Origin of the sequence: Pararoseomonas baculiformis (genome assembly GCF_017813395.1) — a bacterium.
GTDB lineage: Bacteria > Pseudomonadota > Alphaproteobacteria > Acetobacterales > Acetobacteraceae > Roseomonas > Roseomonas baculiformis.
On record NZ_JAGIZB010000002.1, the window covers coordinates 282,759 to 304,776 of the forward strand.

General features: G+C 71.0%; 22 protein-coding genes. 12 read left to right on the top strand and 10 right to left on the bottom strand.

Annotated elements, in window-relative coordinates:
• Positions 1–4 precede the first annotated feature (4 nt).
• The gene (locus J8J14_RS03410) at positions 5–814 is read left to right on the top strand and encodes an SDR family NAD(P)-dependent oxidoreductase (RefSeq protein WP_209378040.1); all 810 of its coding nucleotides are present in this window, start codon (positions 5–7) and stop codon (positions 812–814) included.
• A 14-nt stretch (positions 815–828) separates the two neighbouring features.
• Positions 829–1,629, top strand: a complete 801-nt coding sequence (locus J8J14_RS03415) for an SDR family NAD(P)-dependent oxidoreductase (RefSeq protein ID WP_209378041.1) — start codon at positions 829–831, stop codon at positions 1,627–1,629.
• Between the two features lie 44 nt (positions 1,630–1,673).
• On the opposite strand, the gene J8J14_RS03420 is transcribed toward J8J14_RS03415, so the two are convergent.
• From J8J14_RS03420 to J8J14_RS03440, 5 genes are all read right to left on the bottom strand, one after another.
• Entirely contained in the window at positions 1,674–3,203 is a 1,530-nt protein-coding gene (locus J8J14_RS03420; RefSeq protein ID WP_209378042.1) for a Do family serine endopeptidase, read from the bottom strand.
• 102 nt (positions 3,204–3,305) lie between these two features.
• A complete protein-coding gene (locus J8J14_RS24845) occupies positions 3,306–4,640 on the bottom strand; it encodes a sensor histidine kinase (protein WP_209378043.1) in 1,335 nt (444 codons plus the stop codon).
• Positions 4,637–5,332 (bottom strand): winged helix-turn-helix domain-containing protein, encoded by a 696-nt coding sequence (locus J8J14_RS03430; RefSeq protein ID WP_209378044.1) that lies wholly within the window; start codon positions 5,330–5,332, stop codon positions 4,637–4,639. Before J8J14_RS03430 ends, J8J14_RS24845 begins: the two co-directional genes overlap by 4 nt.
• Before the next feature lie 127 nt (positions 5,333–5,459).
• Entirely contained in the window at positions 5,460–7,970 is a 2,511-nt protein-coding gene (locus J8J14_RS03435) for a glucose/quinate/shikimate family membrane-bound PQQ-dependent dehydrogenase (protein WP_209378045.1), read from the bottom strand.
• Positions 7,971–8,348: 378 nt separating this feature from the next.
• On the bottom strand, positions 8,349–9,056 hold the full coding sequence (locus tag J8J14_RS03440) for a hypothetical protein (RefSeq protein ID WP_209378046.1): 708 nt from the start codon (positions 9,054–9,056) through the stop codon (positions 8,349–8,351).
• A 110-nt stretch (positions 9,057–9,166) separates the two neighbouring features.
• Between J8J14_RS03440 and J8J14_RS03445 the strand changes: the two genes are divergently transcribed.
• The 3 genes from J8J14_RS03445 to J8J14_RS03455 are packed head-to-tail and all read left to right on the top strand — an operon-like array spanning position 9,167 to position 11,382.
• Complete coding sequence (locus J8J14_RS03445; protein WP_209378047.1) at positions 9,167–9,577, top strand: hypothetical protein; 411 nt, start codon at positions 9,167–9,169, stop codon at positions 9,575–9,577.
• Positions 9,564–10,097 (top strand): DUF421 domain-containing protein, encoded by a 534-nt coding sequence (locus tag J8J14_RS03450; protein WP_209378048.1) that lies wholly within the window; start codon positions 9,564–9,566, stop codon positions 10,095–10,097. Before J8J14_RS03445 ends, J8J14_RS03450 begins: the two co-directional genes overlap by 14 nt.
• 4 nt (positions 10,098–10,101) lie before the next feature.
• On the top strand, positions 10,102–11,382 hold the full coding sequence (locus tag J8J14_RS03455) for a DUF2254 domain-containing protein (RefSeq protein WP_209378049.1): 1,281 nt from the start codon (positions 10,102–10,104) through the stop codon (positions 11,380–11,382).
• A 29-nt stretch (positions 11,383–11,411) separates the two neighbouring features.
• Here the strand turns inward: J8J14_RS03455 and J8J14_RS03460 are convergent, their stop codons facing one another.
• Both J8J14_RS03460 and J8J14_RS03465 read right to left on the bottom strand, forming a co-directional pair.
• The gene (locus J8J14_RS03460; RefSeq protein ID WP_209378050.1) at positions 11,412–11,915 is read right to left on the bottom strand and encodes a vitamin K epoxide reductase family protein; all 504 of its coding nucleotides are present in this window, start codon (positions 11,913–11,915) and stop codon (positions 11,412–11,414) included.
• A gap of 63 nt (positions 11,916–11,978) precedes the next feature.
• Positions 11,979–12,884, bottom strand: coding sequence for a sterol desaturase family protein (locus J8J14_RS03465; protein WP_209378051.1), 906 nt, complete (start codon positions 12,882–12,884; stop codon positions 11,979–11,981).
• A gap of 66 nt (positions 12,885–12,950) precedes the next feature.
• Here J8J14_RS03465 and J8J14_RS03470 point away from each other — a divergent pair, with 66 nt between their 5' ends.
• Both J8J14_RS03470 and J8J14_RS03475 read left to right on the top strand, forming a co-directional pair.
• Positions 12,951–13,538: a TIGR04282 family arsenosugar biosynthesis glycosyltransferase gene (locus J8J14_RS03470; protein WP_209378052.1), complete on the top strand. Its 588-nt coding sequence runs from the start codon at positions 12,951–12,953 to the stop codon at positions 13,536–13,538.
• Positions 13,535–14,263 (top strand): glycosyltransferase, encoded by a 729-nt coding sequence (locus J8J14_RS03475; RefSeq protein ID WP_209378053.1) that lies wholly within the window; start codon positions 13,535–13,537, stop codon positions 14,261–14,263. Before J8J14_RS03470 ends, J8J14_RS03475 begins: the two co-directional genes overlap by 4 nt.
• Here the strand turns inward: J8J14_RS03475 and J8J14_RS03480 are convergent.
• Complete coding sequence (locus tag J8J14_RS03480) at positions 14,245–15,375, bottom strand: SDR family oxidoreductase (protein WP_209378054.1); 1,131 nt, start codon at positions 15,373–15,375, stop codon at positions 14,245–14,247. The genes J8J14_RS03475 and J8J14_RS03480 overlap by 19 nt on opposite strands.
• Positions 15,376–15,422: 47 nt before the next feature.
• Here J8J14_RS03480 and J8J14_RS03485 point away from each other — a divergent pair, with 47 nt between their 5' ends.
• Positions 15,423–16,871, top strand: a complete 1,449-nt coding sequence (locus J8J14_RS03485) for a dihydrolipoyl dehydrogenase family protein (RefSeq protein ID WP_342452372.1) — start codon at positions 15,423–15,425, stop codon at positions 16,869–16,871.
• Between the two features lie 42 nt (positions 16,872–16,913).
• Here J8J14_RS03485 and J8J14_RS03490 read toward each other — a convergent pair whose 3' ends face one another.
• Positions 16,914–17,576 carry a phosphoribosyltransferase gene (locus J8J14_RS03490; RefSeq protein WP_245215316.1) on the bottom strand — a complete coding sequence of 221 codons (663 nt, stop codon included), beginning with the start codon at positions 17,574–17,576 and terminating at the stop codon, positions 16,914–16,916.
• 161 nt (positions 17,577–17,737) lie between these two features.
• Here J8J14_RS03490 and J8J14_RS03495 point away from each other — a divergent pair, with 161 nt between their 5' ends.
• The 4 genes from J8J14_RS03495 (at position 17,738) to J8J14_RS03510 (ending at position 21,834) form a co-directional block, all read left to right on the top strand.
• Positions 17,738–18,679 carry a radical SAM protein gene (locus J8J14_RS03495; RefSeq protein ID WP_209378055.1) on the top strand — a complete coding sequence of 314 codons (942 nt, stop codon included), beginning with the start codon at positions 17,738–17,740 and terminating at the stop codon, positions 18,677–18,679.
• A gap of 153 nt (positions 18,680–18,832) precedes the next feature.
• Positions 18,833–19,423, top strand: a complete 591-nt coding sequence (locus J8J14_RS03500; RefSeq protein WP_209378056.1) for a cysteine dioxygenase family protein — start codon at positions 18,833–18,835, stop codon at positions 19,421–19,423.
• A 67-nt stretch (positions 19,424–19,490) separates the two neighbouring features.
• Positions 19,491–21,119, top strand: coding sequence for an FAD-dependent oxidoreductase (locus tag J8J14_RS03505; RefSeq protein ID WP_209378057.1), 1,629 nt, complete (start codon positions 19,491–19,493; stop codon positions 21,117–21,119).
• A gap of 313 nt (positions 21,120–21,432) precedes the next feature.
• Positions 21,433–21,834, top strand: coding sequence for a carboxymuconolactone decarboxylase family protein (locus J8J14_RS03510; protein WP_209378058.1), 402 nt, complete (start codon positions 21,433–21,435; stop codon positions 21,832–21,834).
• A gap of 28 nt (positions 21,835–21,862) precedes the next feature.
• Here J8J14_RS03510 and J8J14_RS03515 read toward each other — a convergent pair whose 3' ends face one another.
• On the bottom strand, positions 21,863–22,012 hold the full coding sequence (locus J8J14_RS03515; RefSeq protein WP_209378059.1) for a hypothetical protein: 150 nt from the start codon (positions 22,010–22,012) through the stop codon (positions 21,863–21,865).
• Positions 22,013–22,018: the final 6 nt, after the last annotated feature.

The window sequence follows — 22,018 nt, forward strand, 5'->3', positions numbered from 1 at the left end:
CCCGATGTTCACCCTGACTGACAAGGTGGTCTTCCTGACGGGCTGCGGCTCGCAGGCCGAAGGGTGGGGCAACGGCAAGTGCATCGCCGTTCTCTTCGCCCGGCAAGGCGCCGTCGTCTACGGCGTGGACCGGAACGAGGCCGCGGCAGCCGAGACCCGGCGCATCATCGAGGCGGAAGGCGGCCGCTGCATCGCCGCCACCGGGGACGTGACCCGCGCCGAGGAGGTGAACGCGCTGGTGGCGGATTGCATGGCGCGCTTCGGCCGCATCGATGTGCTGGTGAACAATGTCGGCCTCTCCATGCCGGGCGACCCCGCGACGATGGATGAGGCGCTCTGGGACGCGCAGATCGACGTGAACCTGAAGAGCGCCTTCCTCTGCTGCAAGGCGATTCTTCCGATCATGGAGCAGCAGGGCAGGGGCGCGGTGGTGAGCATCGCCTCCACCGCCGGCATCCGGAACACGGGCAAGCCGCAGGCCGCCTATGCGGCGGCGAAAGCGGGGCTGATCCAGTTCAGCAAGGTGACGGCGGTGGATTACGCGCGGCGCGGCATACGGATGAACTGCGTGCTGCCGGGGCTGATGGACACGCCGCTGGTGCGCAAGCTGGCGGAACAGTTCGCCAGCGAGAATACGGGGGCGGATCTCGATGCCTTCACGCGGCGCCGCCACAACCAGGTGCCGATGGGCCGCATGGGCGAGGGGTGGGATGTGGCCCATGCGGCGCTGTTCCTTGCCTCGGACGAGGCGAAATACATCACCGCGACGGAAATCCTCGTGGATGGCGGCCTCTGCGCCGCCGTTCGCAACTGAGCGCGGCGCCGGCAATGCTGAGACTGGATGGCCGGGTGGCGATCGTCACCGGGGCGGGTTCGGCCGGCCCGGGCTGGGGCAATGGAAAGGCTACAGCGGTGCTGCTCGCGCGTCAGGGCGCGAGGGTTTTCGCCATCGACAACCGCGAGGAGGCCGTGGCGGAGACGGTGGGCATCATCCGCGACGAGGGCGGGGAAGCCACGGGGCATGTGGCCGACGTGACCTCCTCTTCCGAAGTATTCGCCGCTGTCTCCGCCTGCGTGGCGCTCCTTGGCGGGCTGGACATCCTGGTGAACAATGTCGGCGGCTCCCATCCCGGCGGCGCCGAGAGCCTGTCCGAAGAGGATTGGGAGCGCCAGATCGACTTCAATCTCCGCTCGGCCTTCCTGTGCTGCAAGCACGCATTACCCGAGATCCGGCGGCGTGGGCGCGGCGCGATCGTGAACCTCTCCTCCATCGCCGCTTTGCGCATGAGCGCGGACCGGCCCCACATCGCCTACAGCGCCGCGAAATACGGCATCCTGGCCCTCACGCGCTCCGTCGCCATGGAACAGGCGCCGCATGGCATCCGCTGCAACACGGTTGTGCCGGGGCTGATGCACACGCCTCTGGTGGAGCATCGGCTGGTGCGCCAGCTCGGCGCCAATGATGCCGGGGCGCTGATCGCGAAGCGCAACGCCCAGGTGCCGCTGGGCAAGATGGGCGATGCCTGGGACATCGCCCATGCCGTGCTGTTCATGGTCTCGGACGAAGCGAAGCACATCACCGGCACGGAGCTGGTGGTGGATGGCGGGATCTCCGCCCGCATGCCCTGAAGGGCGGCGCGGCCCGTCTGAGGGACCGCGCCGCCCAGGCAAGCTCAGCCCTGCTGCGTGGCGGCGTTCCTGCCCGGGGCAGCGGCCTGCACCGCCACGAAGGCGCGGCGGCCTTCGCGGATCACCTGCAGGGCCACTGCGCCGTCATTGGCACGCACCGCCTCACGGATGGCGGAGATGGCCTGCTCCGGCCCATCCACGGCCTTGCCGCCCACCGACGTGATCACATCGGCCTGCCGCAGCCCCGCTTCGGCGGCCGGGCTGTCCGGCCGGACCTCGGCAATCACCGCGCCGCGGGTGCCGCGCGGCAGTTCCAGCCCGCCCTTCGCCGCCTCTTCCGTGGTGGTCAGCGCGATCCCGAGCTGGCCGCGCGGCGCGGCCTCGGCGGGCTGCTCCTTCCCCGTGGCGCCCTGGTCGGGCAGGGCCGCGAGCTTCACGGTCAGCTGCGTCTCGCGCCCGTCGCGCCGGGCGGTGAGCGTGGTCTCGGCGCCGCTGCGCAGGCCACCGACAGCGCGGGCCAGGTCACGCGGGTTCCGCACCGTCGTCTCGCCCAGGGCGGTCACCACGTCGCCCGGCTGCAGCCCGGCACGGGCGGCGGGGCTGTTGGGCTCCACCTGGGCGACCAGCGCACCCTCGGGCTTCGGCAGGCGCAGGGCGCGGGCCATGGTCGCGTCCACGGGCTGCGTGCTGGCGCCGATGAAGCCGCGATCCACCCGGCCATTCTCCTTCAGCTGCGACACCACGCTGCTGACGAGGTTGGAGGGGATGGCGAAGCCGATGCCGACCGAACCGCCGGAGGGGCTGAAGATCGCCGTGTTGACGCCGATCACCGAGCCGTCCAGGGAGAAGAGCGGGCCGCCGGAATTGCCACGGTTGATGGGTGCGTCGATCTGCAGGAAGTCGTCATACGGGCCGCTATGAATGTCACGCCCACGGGCGGAGACGATGCCGGCCGTCACTGTGCCGCCGAGGCCGAAGGGGTTGCCCACGGCCACCACCCAGTCGCCCGGCCGCGCCGCATCGGAATTGCCGAGGTTCAGGAAGGGCAGGGGCGAGGGGGCATCCACCTTGAGCAGGGCGAGGTCTGTGCGCGGGTCGCGGCCCACGATGCGCGCCGAGAGCTCCCGCCCGTCATCCAGCGTGACCTTCACCTGGCTGGCGCCATCGATGACATGGTTGTTGGTGACGACATGCCCCTGCGCGTCCACGATGAACCCGGAGCCGAGCGCCTGGGCCTGGCGTGCCTCGCCGCGCCCGCCGCGCTGGCCGAAATAGCGGCGGAACATCTGGTCCTGCTCCGAGCCCTGGGGGAAGGGTGAGCTGGCCTGCTCCGCCTGCTGCCGCTCGGTGGCCGTGATGGTGACGACGGCCGGGCGCACGCGCGCGACGAGATCGCCGAAGCCCGGCAGGGAAACCTGTGGCGCGGCCACGGCCGGCACGCCCGCATTGGCCGCGGCCTGCCCCTCGGCGAAGGCCGGCACGGCGAGCCAGCCGGCAGCCCCGGAAAGGGCGGTCCCGGCCAGCAGGAGGGCGCCCAGTGCGGCGCCATGTCGGCGATGGTTATGCTTGCTCATGCTGCGTCTTTCCTCTTCCCGCGGCAGGGAGAACCCCGCCTCGCGGGACGCAATCTCGGGTGCCGGCGGTGGAGGGTCCCCGACAGCAGCATGAAAGAGTTTTCAGAATTTGCCCGTGCCGCCCTGTGGCAGCCGCAGGCGCACCGAAAGCCCGCCGCCCGGCGCCTCGCCCAGGGTCAGGCGGCCCCCATGCATCCGCGCCACGGCGGAAACCAGCGAGAGGCCGAGCCCCGTTCCCGGCGTGCCCCGGCTCCGGTCCAGCCGGTAGAAGCGCCGCAGGGCCTTCTCTCGCTCCTCCGGCGGAATCCCTTGGCCGGCATCGGATACCTCCAGCTCGGCGCCGGGGCGCAGCGCCACGCGGATGGTCCCGGCACCATGGACCAGGGCGTTGTCCAGCAGGTTGGCCAGGGCCTGGCGCAGCAGGGGGGCGCTTCCTGTCACCTGCAGCCCGGGCGCCAGTTCGGGCTCGATCCGGCGCCCGGCTTCCTCGGCGGCCGGTGCATAGGCCTCGATGACCGCGGCCACGAGAGAGGACAGATCGAGGGGCGCGAAGCCCTCGCGCCCCGCTCCCGCCTCGGTGCGGGCGATGCGGAGAAGGGCGGCGAAGGTGGCCAGGATCCCGTCCAGTTCCTCCAGCGCCGCTTCCAGCACGGCCGCGTCGGCCTCCGGCTCCCGCGCGCGCGCCAGGGCCGCTTCCAGCCGCTGCCGGAGGTGGGAGAGAGGGGAGCGCAGGTCATGCGCCACGTCGTCCGTGACCTGCCGCACCTCCGCCACCAGGGTCTCGATCCTGGCCAGCATCGCGTTGATGGTGATGGCCAGCCGGTCGAACTCGTCGCCCCGGCCGCTTTCCGGCAGGCGCCGGGTCAGGTCGCCGCCCATCACCGCGCGGGCGGCGTCGCTGATCCCGGCCAGGCGCCGCTCCAGCCCATGCCCCAGGATGAAGCCGAGGCCGAGCGCGACGAGGGCGGCAAGCCCGGCGGCCACGGGCGGCGTCCAGGCCAGCGCATAGGCGGCGCGGTCCACGGAGGAGAGGTCGGTCGCAAGGACGAGGTTGACGCCGCCCGGCAGGATGGCGCCCAGGGCGCGCAGCGGCGGGGCGTCGCCGCTCTCGCGCAGCGTGGCGTAGCCGCGCAGCACGCGCGGGGCGCCGGGCAGGCGGCCGGCGATGGGGCGCCCATCCGGCGTCTGCACGAGGACGAGGAGCGGGCCGCGCCGGCGGGTATGCACCTCCGCCGCCTCGGACAGGCCACGCAACCCATAGGCCTCGTAGTCCCGCAGCAGTCCCTCACCCTCGGCGGCGAGGACGAGGTCGAGCTGCTGCCGCAGCGCCGCCTGCGCGCGGAACCATCCCCAACCGGCGCCGAGGATGGAGCAGACCAGCACCACCACCGCGATGGTGAACGCGACACGCGGGGCGAAGGAGCGGAGGCGGATCACGCTTCCGTCCGCGCCGGCTCCGGCGCGGCGAGCACATAGCCGGCGCCGCGCACGGTGCGGATCATCGGCGGCTCGCCACCCGCTTCCAGCTTGCGGCGCAGGCGGCTGACATGCACGTCCACCACATTGGTGGTCGGGTCGAAGGAGAAGTCCCACACCTTCTCCAGCAGCATGGTGCGGGTCAGCACCTCGCCCGGATGGCGCATCATGTATTCGAGGAGGCGGAACTCCGTGGGCAGCAGCTCCACGGCCCGCCCCCCGCGCGCCACCACGCGGCGCAGCAGGTCCATCCGCAAATCCCCCACCACCAGCGCATGCTGCTCGGCCTGCGCGGCGGGGCGGCGGGCAAGGGCACGGATGCGGGCCCGCAGCTCGGCGAAGGCGAAGGGCTTGGCGAGGTAGTCATCCGCCCCGGCCTCCAGCCCCTCCACCTTCCGATCCACCTCGCCCAGCGCTGTGAGGACGAGGACCGGCGTGGCGATGCCGGAGGCGCGGATCGCGCGCAGGATGGTCAGCCCATCCGGCCCGGGCAGCATCCGGTCCGTGACGATCACGTCGAAGCTCTCGTTCAGCGCCAGGAAAAGGCCGTCCTTCCCGTTGCGCGCGAGATCGACGACATGCCCTTCCTCGCCCAGCCCCTTGGCAAGGTAGTCCGCCGTCGCGGGATCATCCTCGATCAGCAGGACTCGCATCGGCTCCCCTCATGCCGTCCGCCGCGCCAAGGGCGCGGTGGCCCGGGCGGCAGGCCGGCAGTCTAGGAGGGGGGCGCGCGGCGATCCACCCGCGTGCCCCTTCCACCCGGGGACGGACCTTCCCTGCTCAGCGCCCGCCGCGCGGCAGGGCGTAGGCGATTACGGAGTCTCCCGCCTTGGTGCCGAGGGAGCCGTGCCCACCCGCCGAGACCAGAACATATTGCCGGCCGTCCCGGCCGAGATAGGTCATCGGCGTCGCCTGGCCTCCAGCTGGCAGGCGGGCCTTCCAAAGCTCCCGCCCGTTGGTCACGTCATAGGCCCGCAGGTAGTAGTCGATCGTGCCGGAGAGGAAGGCTACGCCGCCCGCGGTCATGATCGGGCCGCCCAGGCTGGGCACGCCCATGGGGAAGGGCAGCGGGACCGGCGCCGCATCCCGGGTGGTGCCATTCTTGTGGCGCCACAGGACCTGCCCGGTCGTCAGGTCGGCGCCCGCCACATAGCCCCAGGGCGGCTCCTGGCAGGGCAGGCCGAGCACGGAGGTGAAGGGGTAGAGCTTCACCGCATAGGGCGCGCCGAAATTCTCGTTCAGCGCGGGCAGGCTGCCCTCCGGCCGCTCTCCGCCCTGCACGTAGAGCGTGGTGTCATCCTGCCGCGGCACGAGCTGCGAGACGAAGGCGAGATAGGCCGGCGTGGTGAAGGCCACCTGGCGACGCGGATCCACCGCGATGCTGCCCCAGTTGAACACGCCGAAATTGCCGGGATAGACGAGCGTGCCCTGCAGGGAAGGCGGGGTGTACCGGCCTTCGTAGCGCAGGCGCTTCAGCGCGATGCGGCAGGCCAGCTGGTCATACATGGTCGCGCCCCACATCTCCGCGCCCGTCAGCGGCGGCGGGTCGAAGGACAGGCGCGACACGGGCTGGGTCGGCGCGGTGCGGTCCGGCGGCACCGCGCCTTGCGGCACCGCGGCCTCGTTCACCGGCAGGATGGGCTGGCCCGTCTCACGGTTCAGCACGTAGATCTCGCCCTGCTTGGTCGGCTGCAGCAGCGCGGGAACGCGGCGGCCCTCGATGGTGAGGTCCATCAGGCTCGGCTGGGAGGGAACGTCGTAGTCCCAGAGGTCGTGATGCACGGTCTGGAACACCCAGCGTAGCTGACCCGTGGCGAGATCGAGCGCCACGACGGAGGAGGCGAAGCGCTCCGTGTTCGGGCTGCGATTGGCGCCCCACTGGTCCGGCGGCTGGTTGCCGAAGGGGATATAGACCATGCCCAACGCCTCATCGACGCTGGAGATGGACCAGCTGTTCGGGGTGCTCGGCACATAGGTCTGGCCGGGCGGCAACGGGGCGGTCGTGTCCGGGTTGCCGGGATCGAAGTTCCAGACCAGGGCGCCCGTATCGGCGTCAAAGGCGCGGATCACGCCCGCCGGCTCGGAGACGGAGACATTGTCCAGTACCGTGCCGCCGATGATGACGAGGTTCCGCGCCACCACCGGCGGGGAGGTGGAGTAGTAACCGCCCGGCTTCACATTCGGCATGTTGGCCCAGAGATTGACCTGCCCGCCTTCACCGAAGCTGGTGCAGACGCCCCCGCTCTCCGGGTCCAGCGCGATCAGGCGGCCATCCGCGGTGGGCATGAAGAGCTTGCGCGGACAGGAGGCGACGGTGCGAGCCCCATCCGCCGCAGCGGGCAGGTTCAGCGGCGGCGGCGCCTGCTCGGGCCGGGCCTGCACCTCCTGGCCCGTGGGGGCGCCGGAGGGAGGCCCGGCGGGCGCGGCCGGGGCCTGCGCGGTGCCTCCGGCTGCCTGATAATAGGAAAGGCCGCGGCAGGTCAGGTGCTGCAGCGCCAGCTCGTTCTGGATCTTTGGGTCATAGCGCCAGATCTCGCGCCCCGTATCCCCGTCCAGCGCGATGACGTTCTGATGCGGCGTGCAGAGGAAAAGCCGGTCCCCGATCTTCAGCGGCGTCACCTCGAATGTGGTCTCCACCGGATCGCCGGGGCGGCCGCGGACATCGCCGGTGTGGTAGGTCCATGCCACCTCCAGCTGGCTCGCATTCGCGGGCGTGATCTGGTCCAGCGGCGAGTAGCGCTGGCCGAAGCCGGTACGGCCATAGGCGTGCCACTCGCCCGGCGGCACCTCGCCCGTTCCGGCGGCGGCCTCGGCCCGGGCCTGCGACAAGGCGCCCTCGACCCTGTGCGGGTCGTTCAGCAGGGCCGCGGCCCCCGTCACGAGCGCGATGAGGAGCGTGGCGGACAGCGCCAGGCCCCCGCCGCGGAAGGCCGTGACCCGCCGCTCCCCGGAGGCGCCACCGAGGCGCCGGGTGATCCAGGGGGTGAGCAGGGCAAGGCCCACCAGGAAGACCACGTCGCCCCGTGCAGCAAGGGGCCACCAGTCCAACCCGGCTTCCCAGACCGCCCAGGCCAGCGTGCCGAGCGTGAGGAGAGCGTAGAGCCACAGGGCTGAGGAGCTGCGCCGCCAGAGCAGGAGGGCGGTGGCCAACATCAGAAGCCCGACGACGAGATAGTACCAAGAGCCGCCGAGCGCGGCGAGCCAGAGGCCTCCTCCCGCCGCGCCCAGGCCCAGCAGGCCCAGAAGGATCGCCATGATGGCGGGGCCATAGCCCCTTCTTGCTTCCTGCATCGCTCGCTCTCCGTTGCGGCGCCGAAGCGTCGTATTCAGGGAAACCAGGGCGGCCGCTGGCCGGGCTCGGTAAGAGGCGCTTTGGCCACCCTTATGGATTTGCAGCGGCGGGATGGCTGCGCGCCACAGGGCAGGAAAGATCGCGGTGCGGGCTCATGCCGCGCAGGGGTTCCGCGCGTGCCGTCTCGCATCGCCGGCAGGCTGTCGTGCAGGCGCGGCCATGGCCATGCCCGGGGAGCAGAGCGGATGGTTGCCGCCGGTCCTGCGCCACCTGCTTCCCCCACTCCGGAATCGGTGCGGGCGGTGCATGACCACCTGGGGCCCCAACGCTCCTGCGGCGCTGGGGTTTACTCCGGCCGGCCTGCGCACCAGCCGCTGTTACTGCACCGCGACGAGCAGGGCACCGTAGATGGTGGCGCCGAACACGAAGGCGCCGAAGCGGCTCTTTCGTTCCTCCGGCAACTCTTCCTTCATCACGTTCAGCACCACCCCGCCTGCCAGGAAGGCGAAGAGCGCATCGACCATCGGGCGCGGGATCTCGACCAGCCAGCCGATCAGCCAGCCCAGCATGACCCCGGCGGCCAGCACCCAGCGGGCAGTCCGGTCGTAACGGTCCCGGTGCTCAAGCCGCATGCCGTAGTCGCTGGAGAGGAAGTGCAGCGCCATGGCCCCGCCATACAGCAGCAGCGACAGCGTCCCGCTCTCCTCCCGGTGCAGGAGGAGATAGCCGATGATCAGGCTGTAGGTCGCGAAACTTCCCACATGCAGCCAGAACACGCCCGGCCCGTGTTCCTCCTCCTCTGTTTCCTTCCGGCTGAGCCGGACACGCCGCTCCACGCCATAGAAGGCGACCAGCCCGGCGAGCGCGATCAGGAAGTACCGCACCTCGGATTCGGCGCCGTCGCGGTGATGGGCCGCCGCTAGGTCGGGCAGCAGGTGCAGGAAAATGTAGGCGGTCGAGGCGCCGCCGGCGGCGGACAGCCATCGGCTGCGGGGAACGCCGTCAAGGAACCGCATGGCGCCGACGAAGAGATGCACCGCCGCAAGGCCGCATGCGATGGCGAAGGCTAACAGGGGCAGAGACAAGCGCTCTCTCCGCTCATCGTGGTGGTGATCGGAAACCGCTGGTGCGGCCATTGGTTCCCCCGGTGCCGGGCAGCGCCGGCGATGCCGCGCTGCGGGAAGGGAGGCGAGGCATGCAGGTCAGCACGGAAGGACGGCGGATCGCTTGGGGGCTGCACGCCGCCACGATGCTGGCGGTGACGCTGTGGCTTGCCCTGATGGTCATCCCGCGCGCAATCGACCGTGAGAGGGGCGGCGACCTCGCTGCGCTTTTCGTGATCGCCTGCATCGGGATTGGGCTCGGCGCGCTCTGGAAAGTGGCCGAGTGGGGATTTGACCAGCTCGCTTCTGGCGATGTCACCAAGGGCAAGCACGACACCATCATCGACATCGTTATGGACGGCCTCGGCGCCGCCGGCGCGCCTGCCCTGGCGCTTCGATTGAGCCGCCCGGCCCCGCGGCAGGCCGGAGCAACACCGGCCGGGCCTGCACATATCGGTGCCCTGCGCCGAACACAGGAGGGCGAGGCCCATGTTCTTCGATAACTGGTTCGGAATCCTCCGCGTTCTGGTGGTTGGCACGCTCGCCTACTCGGCGCTGGTGGTCACGCTTCGCATCTCCGGCAAACGAACACTGGCTAAGCTCAACGCTTTCGACCTGGTGGTCACGGTGGCCCTGGGCTCCACCCTGGCCTCGGTGCTGCTGACCGAATCCGTGGCGCTGCTGGAAGGGATCACGGCCTTCGCGCTGCTGGTGGGGCTCCAATACGTCGTTGCCTGGTTTTCGGTGCGCTCCAAGCGATTTAGCGAGGCCGTGAAGTCCGAGCCCACGCTTCTGCTGCATCGCGGGCGCTTCCTGGAGGGAAGCCTGCGGGAGCAACGCGTGACGCGTGAGGAGATCCTGGCCTCGCTGCGGGGGGCGGGGGCGGCGGAGCCCGCCGACGTGGCCGCGGTGGTGCTGGAGACCGATGGCAGCATGAGCGTGATCAAGAACCCGCCCCCCGAGGGTTCCCGCGGGACGCTGGAGAGCGTCCGCACCGTGCAAGCGCCGGAAGGGGCCGGGTAGGGCGGTGACCAGCCGTATACGGGACTGGCTGGAAAGGCTGGGCGACGCCTTCTGGATCCGGCCTGCCGCTCTCGTGCTGCTGGGCATCCTGCTCGGCGAGGCCGCGGTGCTGGCGGAACAGAAGGAGCTTTCCCCATCCTGGCTGCCGGAAAGCTGGGTATATGCGGGGGGCGAGGCCGGGGCGCGTGCCATGTTGGGCGCCGTCGCCGGATCCATGATCGGCGTCGCCGGCACCACCTTCTCGATCACCGTCGCGGCCCTCTCCCTCGCCTCGGGGCAGATGGGGCCGCGCCTGCTCCGCAACTTCGTGCGCGATCCGGGGAACCAGCTTGTCCTCGGGGTGTTCCTGGGGACCTTCGCCTACGCGCTGGTGGTTCTCCGCACCGTGCGCTCGGTGGAGGAGGTGGCTTTCGTGCCCCATCTCGGGATCACGGGCGCCCTCATGCTCGCGATCCTCTGCACGGGCACGCTGGTCTGGTTCGTCCACCACGTCGCCTCCGGCATCAATATCGAGACCGTGATCGACATGGTGCATGAGGAGCTCTCATCGGCCATCCGGAGGCTCAGCCAGGACGAGCCGCCCGTGCTTGATGAGGGGGTGCCACGCGGCGAACCGGTCGTGATCCGCCGTCAGGGCTATCTGCGCTCCGTGGATGTGGACGGGCTGGCGGACTGGGCCGCGGAGCACGGCGCCACCCTTGTCGTGCTGGTTCGCCCGGGCGACTACCTGCTGCCCGGCGTGCCCGTAGCGGAAGTGCAGGGGGACGTGGCGGCGGAGGAGGTTGAGCAGGCGGTCGATGGCGCGCTTTCCCTCGGTGCGCGCCAGGCGGCAGCGCAGGACCTAGAATTTGCCGTGCGCCAGCTGGTGGAAGTCGCTGTGCGGGCCCTGTCCCCGGGAACGAATGATCCCTTCACGGCCGCCGCGGTGATCGAGCGCCTCGGCGCGACCCTCTGCGAAATCGTGCCGCTCCACCTGCCCGGCGGCGTGGCGATCCGGGATGGCCGGGCGGTGCTGCACCGGAAGGTGACCGACTATGACGGCCTCTGCGATTCCATGTTCCACCTGATCCGGCAGAACGGCGCTGCATCGGCGATGGTGATCATCCGCATTGTCGAGACCCTCGGGCGGGTGATGCTGGCCGAGGGCCGGCCGGAGCGCCGCGCCGCCCTGATCCGCCACGCGCGCCTGGCGGTCGAGGCCGGCCGCCAGACGATCAAGGACCCGGCGGGGCTCCGGGACCTGGAGAACTACTACGCCGCCCTCCAGCAATCCCGCCCGGGCTGAAGCCGGGCGGGGCTAAACCAAGCGCCCGGTCATCCCCGGCGCCAGCGACGCAGGGCGCGGGATGCCTCCGGCAGGGCAAGCGCCACCGAGAGGACCGAGACGAGGGTGGCGGTCTGGCAATAGGCGCAGAGCGCCTCGTTCTCCTCCCACTCCTCCCGGGCGAGCTTGAGGTTGGTCCCGACATCGAAGAGCGTCTTCGCGGCCAGCGCGATGGGCAACAGCGGCCTGCGCTCCGCCCGGTTGCGGCCCCCGGCGGCGGCGAGCGCGGCGGTGGCGGCATAGGTGGCCACCATCAGGAAGGCGTCCGGCACCTGCAGGCGCTTATAGGCATAATCCGAGGCGTTCACGCGTTCGGAGTCGAAGGGGCCGACGGGCGGGTCAGGCAGGCGGCGCAGGATCCCGGTCTGGTAGAGCGCAACCACCTGCCCGATCGCGACCCCGAAAAGCGAGAGGCCCACCAGCCAGCGCCGGCGCCGCAGGTCGGGGTCGCTGCGCAGGCGAAGGTCACGGCTGAGCTGGGACGGGCTGGGCATGGCGCTCTCCGGTTCGCGGCGGAGGAACGCCCTGGCCGGGCCGCTGTTGCATCGGCAGCGCGCCTATCCTCCCCGTTGCGCGGGGGCTCGACTGAGCCGTTGCGCCTCGCGCGGGCGCCAGTCATCCCGCTGCGCCCGGAAGGGCATGGCGAGGGACGGCCGCAGCGCTGTTTCGGCCGGATCGCGATAGGCCGGCACCCCGATCCGGAGATCCCGCTGCGCCACATCCAGGCGGAAGGTCCCGTGCAGCCGGTCCCAGAAGCTCAGCCCGCTCGACCAGTTGGAATCCGTCTCCTCGCGAACGGTGGAGTGGTGGATGCCGTGCATGCGCGGTGTGGTGAGCACCAGGGCAAGGACCCGCTCCAGCCGGGCGGGCAGGCGCAGGTTGGAGTGGTGGAAGAGAACGGAAAGGAAGAAGAAGCCCTGCCAGGCCCGCAGGGCGCGGGGCGAGACGCCGAGCAGCGCCACCTGCGCCGCGCGCCAGGGCACGGAAACCAGCATGTCCACCGCGTGGAAGCGAAGCGCCGTCGAGGCGTCGAGATCAAGGTCGATGTGGTGGACCAGGTGCAGGCGCCAGAGCGCCGGAACCTTGTGGGTCAGCACGTGCCAGAGATAGATCGTGTAGTCCATCAGCAGGAAGGCGGCCGCGTCGCGCGCCCAGGCCGGGAGGGGCAGGCATTGCGCGAGCCCGCGTCGCCGCCCTTCCGCATGCCGGGCGAGGCGGCGGGTCACCGGTCCCTCCACCGCGGCCACGACGGCCATGCTGAGCGCACCCATGGCGAGGTTGCGAAGGGTGCGCGCCGGCTCCGCCTGCCCGCGCCGCCGCAGCGGTGCGCGCCGTTCCGCGAGGAATATGGCCCCAGCCGCTAGACCAAGCCCGACCGCCATGGCCGGCCTAGCCCAGCCCTGCTTTGCAGGATGGGCACGAAGGGCGAGACTGCCGGGGAAGCGGGCGGAGGCGGGGCGCATGCCAGGCGAGATGAGGGGGCGGGCGCGGGCCGGCAAGGATGCGCGCCATGCCGCCAGGCCAGGGTCGTGATCCAGCCGCCCCGCGTTGCGCTCTTCTCGCGCTACCCCGAACCGGGCCGCGCCAAGACGCGGCTGATCCCCGCCCTGGGGCCGGAAGGCGCGGCCAACCTGCACCGGCGCCTGACCGAGCGCACCCTCCAGGCCCTGTGTGCCAGCGGGCTGGCGCATGAGCTGCGCCACACGGGGGCGCCGGAGCCTGCCTTCCGGGCCTGGCTTGGACAGGCGCTGCCCATGGTGGAGCAGGGGGAGGGGGACCTTGGCGCGCGGATGGCGCGGGCGGCGGAGGCCACGCCCGTGATCCTCCTCGGTGCCGATCTGCCGGATCTCTCCCCGCGGCATCTCCAGGCGGCGGCCGGGGCGTTGCGGGACCATGCGGCGGTGATCGGCCCGGCCGAGGATGGCGGCTACTACCTGCTGGGCCTGCGGGAGCCCATGCCCTTCCTTTTCGAGCCGATGGAATGGGGCACGGCCACGGTCTTCTCCACCACCATGGCGCGCTTCGCCGCCCATGGGGTCACGCCGGCCCTGCTGGAACCCCTGGCGGACCTCGACCGGCCGGAGGACCTGGCGCGCTGGCCCGGCCTCCTGGCATGAGCGGCGTCGCCATCGTCATTCCCATGCTGGACGAGGCGCGGAGCCTGCCGCGGCTGCTGCGAAACCTTGCCGCCCTCGATCCCGCGCCGGAGGAGGTGGTGGCCGTGGATGGCGGCAGCGGCGACGGGTCGGTGGCGATCGCCCGCGCCGGGGGGCTGCGCGTGGTGGAGCATTCCGCGCGCGGCCGCGCGGCGCAGATCAACCGGGGCGTCGAGGAGGTTTCCGCCCCCATCATCTGCGTGCTCCACGCCGACACCCTTCTGCCCGATGACGCGGTGGCGGTGATCCGGAGAGTGATGGCGGAGCCGCGCACCGCGCTCGCCGGATTCACGCCGCTCCTCAGCGGGCCGGACACGGTCCGGTGGGGTACGAGCTTCCACAACTGGATCAAGACCTGGTACGCGCCGCTGCTGTTCCGGCCGCATCTCTTCCTGCGCGGCGGAAGGCTGCTCTTCGGCGACCATGCGATGTTCTTCCGGCGCGCGGATTTCCTGGCGGTCGGCGGATGCGACACGGGGCTTGCCGTAATGGAGGATGCGGATCTCTGCATCCGCTTCACCGGGCGTGGCCGCATCCGGCTGGTGAACCGCGTCGTGCTCACCTCGGACCGGCGTGTGGCGGCCTGGGGCGGGCTGCGCGCCAACTGGATCTATCTGCAGGTCGGCCTGCGCTGGGGCTTGGGGATACGGAAGCGCCTGGACCGGCATTACCCCGATGTGCGCTGAACCTCCTCCGTGCCGCGCAGGAAGCCCTCGGCAATGCAGCGGTCGATCATCCGGCGCAGATAGGCCCAGTCCACCGGCGGGCAGGCGCGCCCGCTCAACGCGCGGAGATGGGCGTCGATGAAGCGGGGGTCGCGCAGGAAGTAGCTGGCATAGGGATCCGTCACCCGCCCATGCCACCAGGCTTCCTCCTCATCCAGGGCCGCGGGCTCGAAGTCTCCCGCCGGGACGAAGCGGGGAGCGTGGAATTGCGGGTAGCTCAAGGCCAGCTCCCGCAGCCGCGCCACGGGCACGGGGACGCCCGAGACAAGGTGGAAGATCCTGCCGGCGGCCCGCTCCATCCGCTCGGCGATGTCCGCCAGTCCCTGGACCACGTGATCGATCGGCACGAGGTCCAGGGTGGCGGCGGGATCGGCCGGGATGCTGCGGATCCGCCCCTCCGTCACCAGCCGGATCACGCCATACAGGTTGTCGAAGCGCGCGATCGCGCCATCGGCCCAGGCACCCACCACGATGGAGGGGCGCGCCACGGCTGTCGGCAGGCCGCGCCCGCGCGCCGCCGCCACCAGCCGCTCCGCCTCCGCCTTGCTGGCCTCGTAGCCATTGGCGAAGCGCGTGCCCGGGGCGGGCGGCGCCTCGGGGATCGGGCCGCTGCGCTCTCCGCACACATAGGCCGTGCTGACCTGGAGCAGCGGCACCGGCGCCGGGCCGGCGCCTTCGGCCAGGGCGAGGATGCGCGCCGTGCCCTCGACATTCACCTGCCGATAGGCGGCGGGAGGAAGGCCAAATCCCGTCACTGCGGCGCAGTGGATGATGAGGTCCACCCCCGATGCAATGGCATGGAGGGCCGCGGCGCCGAGCCCCAGCTCGTCCTGCCGGAGATCGGCGGAAAGGGTGGCCACGCGCCCCGGGGCGGGCGAGCTGCCGCTCCATGCCTCCGCCATGCCGGCCCATCCCGGCGGGGCCGGCTTGCGCCCGAGCATTGCCAGCACCCCATGGCCTCGACCGACGAGATGGCCCACCAGGGTGCCCCCCAGCAGCCCCGACGCGCCGGTGACAAGAACGCGGAGGGCGGGGCCGGTTCTCTCGATCTCGCTCAGCCGACGCTCCGTCATGCCGGGGGCCATCCCAGGACCGCGCAGGTTACAGGAGGGGGCCCGCGGTGCCATCCTGGGCCGTCGGAAGAACGGGGGTGGAGGCCATGGGGCGCACCCATGACCTGATCGTCATCGGCGCCGGCGCGGCCGGGCTGACGGCGGCCGGCGGCTGCGCCCGGCTGGGCCTGCGCGTGGCGCTGATCGAGCGCGACCGGATGGGCGGGGAATGCCTCAACACGGGCTGCGTGCCCTCCAAGGCCCTGATCGCCGCGGCACGCGCGGCGCAGGGGTTCCGGAGTGCCGGGCCCCTGGGCATCCGGCCGGCCGAGCCCGAGGTGGATTTCGCCGGGGTGCGGGCGCATCTGCGGGCGACGATCGCGCGGATCGAGCCCCATGATTCCGAGGAGCGCTTCCGGGGCTGGGGCGTGGAGGTGATCCGCGGGGAGGCCCGGTTCCTGGACGGGCGCAGCCTTTCCGTCGGCGGCCGCCGGCTGGAGGCACCGCGCATCGTCATCGCCACCGGCTCCCGGCCCGCCCTTCCACCCGTGGAGGGGCTGGCGGACACACCCTTCCTTACAAACGAGACCCTGTGGGATCTGGAAACCCTGCCGGACCATCTCATCGTGCTCGGCGGGGGCGCGGTGGGGATGGAGATGGCCCAGGCCTTCCGACGGCTGGGTTCCGCCGTGACCGTGATCGAGGCAGGGCAGCCCCTGTCGCGCGATGATCCGGAAGCGGTGGCGGTGGTGCTGGGACGGATGCGGGCGGAGGGCGTGCGCGTCCTGGCCGGCACCCGCGCCCTCAGCGCCAGGCATGGCGCGGGCCGGATCGTTCTTGAGACCGATGGGGTCGGACAGGTGGAGGGCAGCCATCTCCTCGTCGCGACCGGGCGGCGGGCCGCGGTGGAGGGGCTGGGGCTGGAGGCGGCGGGAGTCGTGCTCGGCCCGGGCGGCATCCGGGTAGATGGCCGCTGCCGCACGACCAATCCCGCCATCCTGGCGATCGGCGACGTGCGGGAGGGGCCACGGCTGACCCATGCGGCGGGGCAGGAGGGCAGCCTGGCGGTCATGGCCATCGGCTTCGGCATCCCCGCGCGGCTCGACCATGCGGCGCTTCCCTGGGTGACCTTCACCGATCCCGAACTCGCGCAGACCGGGCTGACCGAGGAAGCGGCGCGGGAGCGCCATGGGGATATCGTGGTGCATCGCGAAGCCTTCGCGGAGAATGACCGCGCCCTGGCAGATGGCGAGGCGGAGGGGTTCGTGAAGCTTGTGATGGCGCGGGGCCGGGTGCTGGGTGCCACGCTGGTCGGGGCGGGGGTAGGGGAGCTGGTGCTTCCCTGGAGCCTCGCCATCCGGCGCAAGGCATCGCCATGGGCCATATCGGGGGCGGTGGTGCCCTATCCCACGCGCTCCGAGCTTTCGAAGGCCGTGGCCTTCGCGGCCTTTGAGGGGCGGATCTTCGGCCCCTGGGCACGGCGCTGGGCGGGGCTGCTGGCCCGGATGCGCCGATGAGATGGCCGGCGCCCCGCGGGCAGGGGCGGCCCGCCCGTTTCCTCATCTTCCACCGGCGATCCGCGCCGCCGCGCGGTCCAGCAGGGTCGTGACCTCCTCGTCCCCGGTCTGGTCGAAGCGGCCGTAATGCAGGCCGACCGCCTGGAAATCCGGCGGCGTCTCGAGGATCACCGCCTCGTCGCAAAGGCGGCGCAGTGCCTCCGCCACTTCAGGCGGGGCCACGGGCACGGCCAGCACGATGCGACGTGCCGCGCCCGCTTCCGCCAGGCCGCGCAGCGCGGCCCGCATGGTGGCCCCGGTGGCCACGCCGTCATCCACCACCACCACGGTGCGGCCGGTGAGGGGCACCGGCGCCCGTCCCCGGAGATAGGCGGCCCGGCGGCGCTCCAGCTCTGCGCGCTGGCGTGCCGTCTCCGCCTCCAGATAGGCGTCGGTGATGCGGAGGCGGCGCAGGATCTCCTCGTTCAGTACGATGCTTGGAGGCGTGCCATCCACCAGGGCGCCGGCGGCCAGTTCCGGCATTCCGGGGGCGCCGATCTTGCGCACCAGCAGCAGGTCCAGCGGCGCGTCCAGCGCCTCGGCGATCGCCGCCGCCACGGGCACCCCGCCCCTGGGGAGGGCGAGCACCACCGGATCGGCGCCCCGGAGATGCCGGAGCCGGGCGGCAAGGCGGGCGCCCGCATCGGCGCGGTCGTGGAAGATCATGGCGGGCCTCGCTCCTGGATCGGGCACTGGCGGGCAGGGCCGGAGGATAACCCGCAGGCGCAGCGCCGGTTCGGCCCCGAGGGGGAGATTTGGCATGCGCAAGGGTGCCCCCATATCCCGCGCAGCCGCTTTCGCGAGGTTCCGCCGTGACGAGCCAGACCATGCCCGACGCCGTCCTGCCACCGGGCAAGTTCCGGGATCCCGTCCGCACCGCCAAGGGCGAGCGCCGCGCCGCCGTGGCGCTATCCGCCCTCCGGACCCTCTGGTTCAACACCGGCACGCTCTGCAACCTGACCTGCGCGCATTGCTACATCGAGAGCTCCCCGCGGAACGACGCGCTGGCCTATCTCTCCGCACGGGAGGTGGCCGGCTACCTGGACGAGGTGGAGCGGGAGGGGATGCCGGTCCAGGAAATCGGCTTCACCGGCGGAGAGCCCTTCATGAACCCGGAGATGCCGGAGATGCTGGCGGATACACTGGCGCGCGGCTTCCGCACGCTGGTGCTGACGAATGCGATGCGCCCGATGATGCGTCACCAGGAGCGGCTGGAGGCCCTGAACGCCGCTCATCCAGGGTTGCTGACGATCCGCGTGAGCCTGGACCACCACGACCCGGCGCTGCACGAGCAGGAGCGCGGGCCCGGCAGCTTTGCGACGACAATGCAGAGCATGCAGTGGCTCGCCGCCCGGGGCTTCCGCGTTCACCTCGCCGGTCGCGCCGCTTTCGGGCATGAGCCCGAGGCGGCGATGCGGGCCGGCTTCGCGCGGCTTCTCACGGAACACGGCATTCCCGTGGATGCCGGGGATCCCGTGGCCCTGATGCTCTTCCCCGAGATGGACCCTGAGGCGGATGTGCCGGAGATCACGGAGGCCTGCTGGGGCATCCTGAACAAATCCCCGGATAGCGTGATGTGCGCTTCCTCCCGCATGGTGGTGCGGCGCAAGGGCGCGGCGGGGCCTTCCGTGCTGGCCTGCACGCTGCTCGCCTATGACGCGCAATTCGAGCTGGGCGCGACACTGGCGGAGGCCAGCCGGCCCGTGCCGCTGAACCATCCGCATTGCGCCCGCTTCTGTGTTCTGGGCGGCGCGGCCTGCAGCCGCTGACGCGGCGACCGGCTTGACACGCCGCGCCATGCGCCGGGATGCTGCAACGACGGAACAAGACCCCTTCCAGGGGCCCCGAGGCCGGCGTGCGATGGCAGGCGGCATGCCGGCAACATCGTCGCCGCATCCGCATGAGGAAGGCGAGGAGAGGCCATGGACATCGGCAGGCTGCGGGATTTCGTGACGGCGATGACCCGGGCGGCCGACGCCACCCCGCCCGGCGCGCCCCTGATGCAGGCCGCGCGGCCGCTCCTCGCCAGGTTGATCGCGCAGGATGACTGGCTGCCGGAATCCTGCGCCGTCCCGCATCCGCAGTACTATCGCCAGTATCTTCTGCATTGCGATCCCGCGGAACGCTTTTCCCTGGTCAGCTTCGTCTGGGGGCCGGGGCAGAGGACGCCGATTCATGACCACACCGTCTGGGGACTGATCGGCATGCTGCGCGGTGCCGAGATTTCCACCCCTTTCGCGCGCGGCGCGGATGGAAACCTGGTGCCGTCCGGCCAGGCCGTGAGGCTGGAGCCCGGGGAAATCGATGCGGTAGCGCCGGAAATCGGCGACATCCATCAGGTTGTGAATGCCTTCGAGGACCGCGTCTCTGTCAGCATTCATCTCTATGGCGGCAATATCGGTGCGGTGAACCGGCATGTCTTCGACATGGCGGGGCATGGAAAGAGCTTTATCTCGGGCTATTCCAACGATGCGGTTCCCAACCTCTGGGACCGGTCCCGCGTCACGTCCTGATCGCGGCCCTGGCGCCCGGCTTCCTCCGGTGCGAAGGGGGACGGGTGTAGGTTGATCGGCGGATTGCATGGCGGAACACGTGACGGATGTGCTGGTGCTCGGCTCCGGGGCGGCGGGGCTGACGGCCGCCCTCACGGCGGCCCGGCGGGGCCTTTCCGTAACGGTGCTGGAGAAAACCGAACGGATCGGCGGAACCTCCGCGATGTCCGGTGCCGGAACATGGATCCCCGCGAACCACCACGCCGCCGCCGCGGGCATCGAGGACAGCGCGGAGGAGGCCCTGGCCTATATCCGCGCCGCCGCGCCTCCGGGTTGGGCGGCGGAGGAGGATGCGCTCTGGCAGGCATTCGTCCGCGCCGCGCCGGAGATGCTCAAATTCGTGGAGGCACAAACGCCGCTGCGCTTCGCGCTGACGCCGGAGCCGGACCCGCTGCGCGACCTGCCCGGGGCGAAGCCGCGCGGGCGGATGATGTCACCCCTGCCGCTCAGCCGCTGGCGTGCGGGGCGCTTCGCCTTCCGCATCCGCCGTTCCACCATCCCCGAAATCTTCACCTACCACGAGGCGGTGACGACCGACCTTTACCACAAGCCGTATCGCAGTGCCCTGGCGCTCTGGCCGAGGTTGCTGTGGCGACTGCTGGCAAATTCGCGCGGCAAGGGCACGGCGCTGGTGACGGGGCTGCTGCGCGGCTGCCTCGATGCCGGCGTGCATGTGGTTCTGCATGCCCGGGCCACGGCGCTGACGCAGGATGGCGCGGGATGCGTGACCGGGGCGGTGGTGGACCGCGCGGGACAGCGTGAGACCTGGTCCGCGAGGGCCGGGGTGGTCATCGCGACCGGAGGGTTTGAATGGGATCCCGCGCTGATGGCGCGCCACTTTCCCGGCCCGTTGGACTACCGCGGCAGCCCCGGGGCGAATGAGGGCGACGGGCAGCGCATGGCCGCGGCAGCGGGGGCGGCGCTGGCACGGATGGACCAGGCGACGATCACCCCTTCGGTTCCCGTGCGCTACGAGGGGCGGCTGCTGGCACAGCCCGTGCCCTTCCACACCGAGCCCTTCGCCATGCTGGTGAACCGCCACGGGCACCGTTTTGCCAATGAGCTGACCTTCAACCTCGGCGAAGTGCTGGACCGGAGGGACCCTGCGACCGGCGAGCCCGTGCATTTGCCGGCCTGGGTGGTCACGGACGCACGCATGCTGCGGGAGGTTCCGCCGGTCCGCTGGGCGGCCATCGCCGATCCGGGATGGTTGCGGCATGCGCCGGACCTCGCGGGTTTGGCCGGTCTGACCGGCATGCCGGCTGCAGCGCTGGAAGCCAGTGTCACGCGCTTCAACGCCATGGCGGAGAAGGGCCATGACGATGATTTCGGCCGCCCGGCCCGGGCCGATGCGGCTGCGGCGGGTGACAGGCGGCGAAGGGCAGGCATCAAACCCATTTGCGAGGCGCCCTTCCTCGCCATGCCGTTCAGCCGCTCCATCCTCGGCACCAAGGGCGGTGCGCGGACCAACGAGCATGCGGAGGTGCTGCGTGCCGATGGCAGCATCATCCCTGGCCTCTATGCGGCGGGGCTCGCCATGGCGAATCCGATCGGCACGCGCAATGTCGGCACTGGAACGACAATCGGGCCGAACATGACCTGGGGCTACATTGCCGGGCAAAGTCTGGCGCGCCGCAACACGGCCGGGCGATCCTGACGCGGTTGTCCGCGGTCCCGCCGATGACGCGAAAGATGTCTGCGGCGTTCTCTTGCGCTTGGCCTGCGCGCAGGCAAGGCGTAGCGGCGCAAGCACCCCCGCGAGGTCATTCGTCCAGAACGGCAAAGATTTGGGCGAAGGACATGCCCGTATGCTCAATGGTGATTAAGATGCCGGAGCGCTCGTCACGGACACCCTTTGATGAACGCTTCGCTCCGATGGAGGCGCTACTGATCGGGGCAAGGCTATAGCACCGAGACGCCCCTACCCAGCAGGTTCCGCCTGCCACATGGCAGCCCGAAGGAAGCACGATATGGCCGACATCACGAAAGAAGCCGTCCAGCAGGGAATGGACAGCTTCATGGCAACGTTTGGTCGCGTGCCCGACAACTTCAAGCTACTTGCGGAGCACGCCCCGGGCGCGTTCGCGGGCTATGGGCTTATGCGCAGCTTCGTTATGCGCGGACCCGAAGCGGGAGGGGCGCTGGATCTCAAGACCAAGGAGCTCATCTTTGCGCTCCTCGACACCCTGGCTGGACAAACAACCGGCGCGAAGAACCACGCAGCCGCCGCGATGCGATTGGGGCTCACTCTGCCTGAGCTTGCGGAAGGGCTCGTGCAAGTCCTCATGGTCGGCGGTGTAACCACGTGGAACCTGACAGGGGCTGCCGTGATGAAGCACTGTGCGGAGCTCGAATCCCAGGGAGGCGAGTGACGTGCAATCCCCCGAGAGACGAAGATCGTCATCTGCTGACCTGCAGCGCCCGGCGGGGAAGCGGTGTCCCGGCCCGGATCTCGCAGGCCGTTGAACGCGGGCGGCGGTCCAGCACGGTTGTCAGATCGGCCGGGTAGAGGCTCGCGCTGGTCTCGGGCGGCACGGTCACGGGTGTCATCGCCGT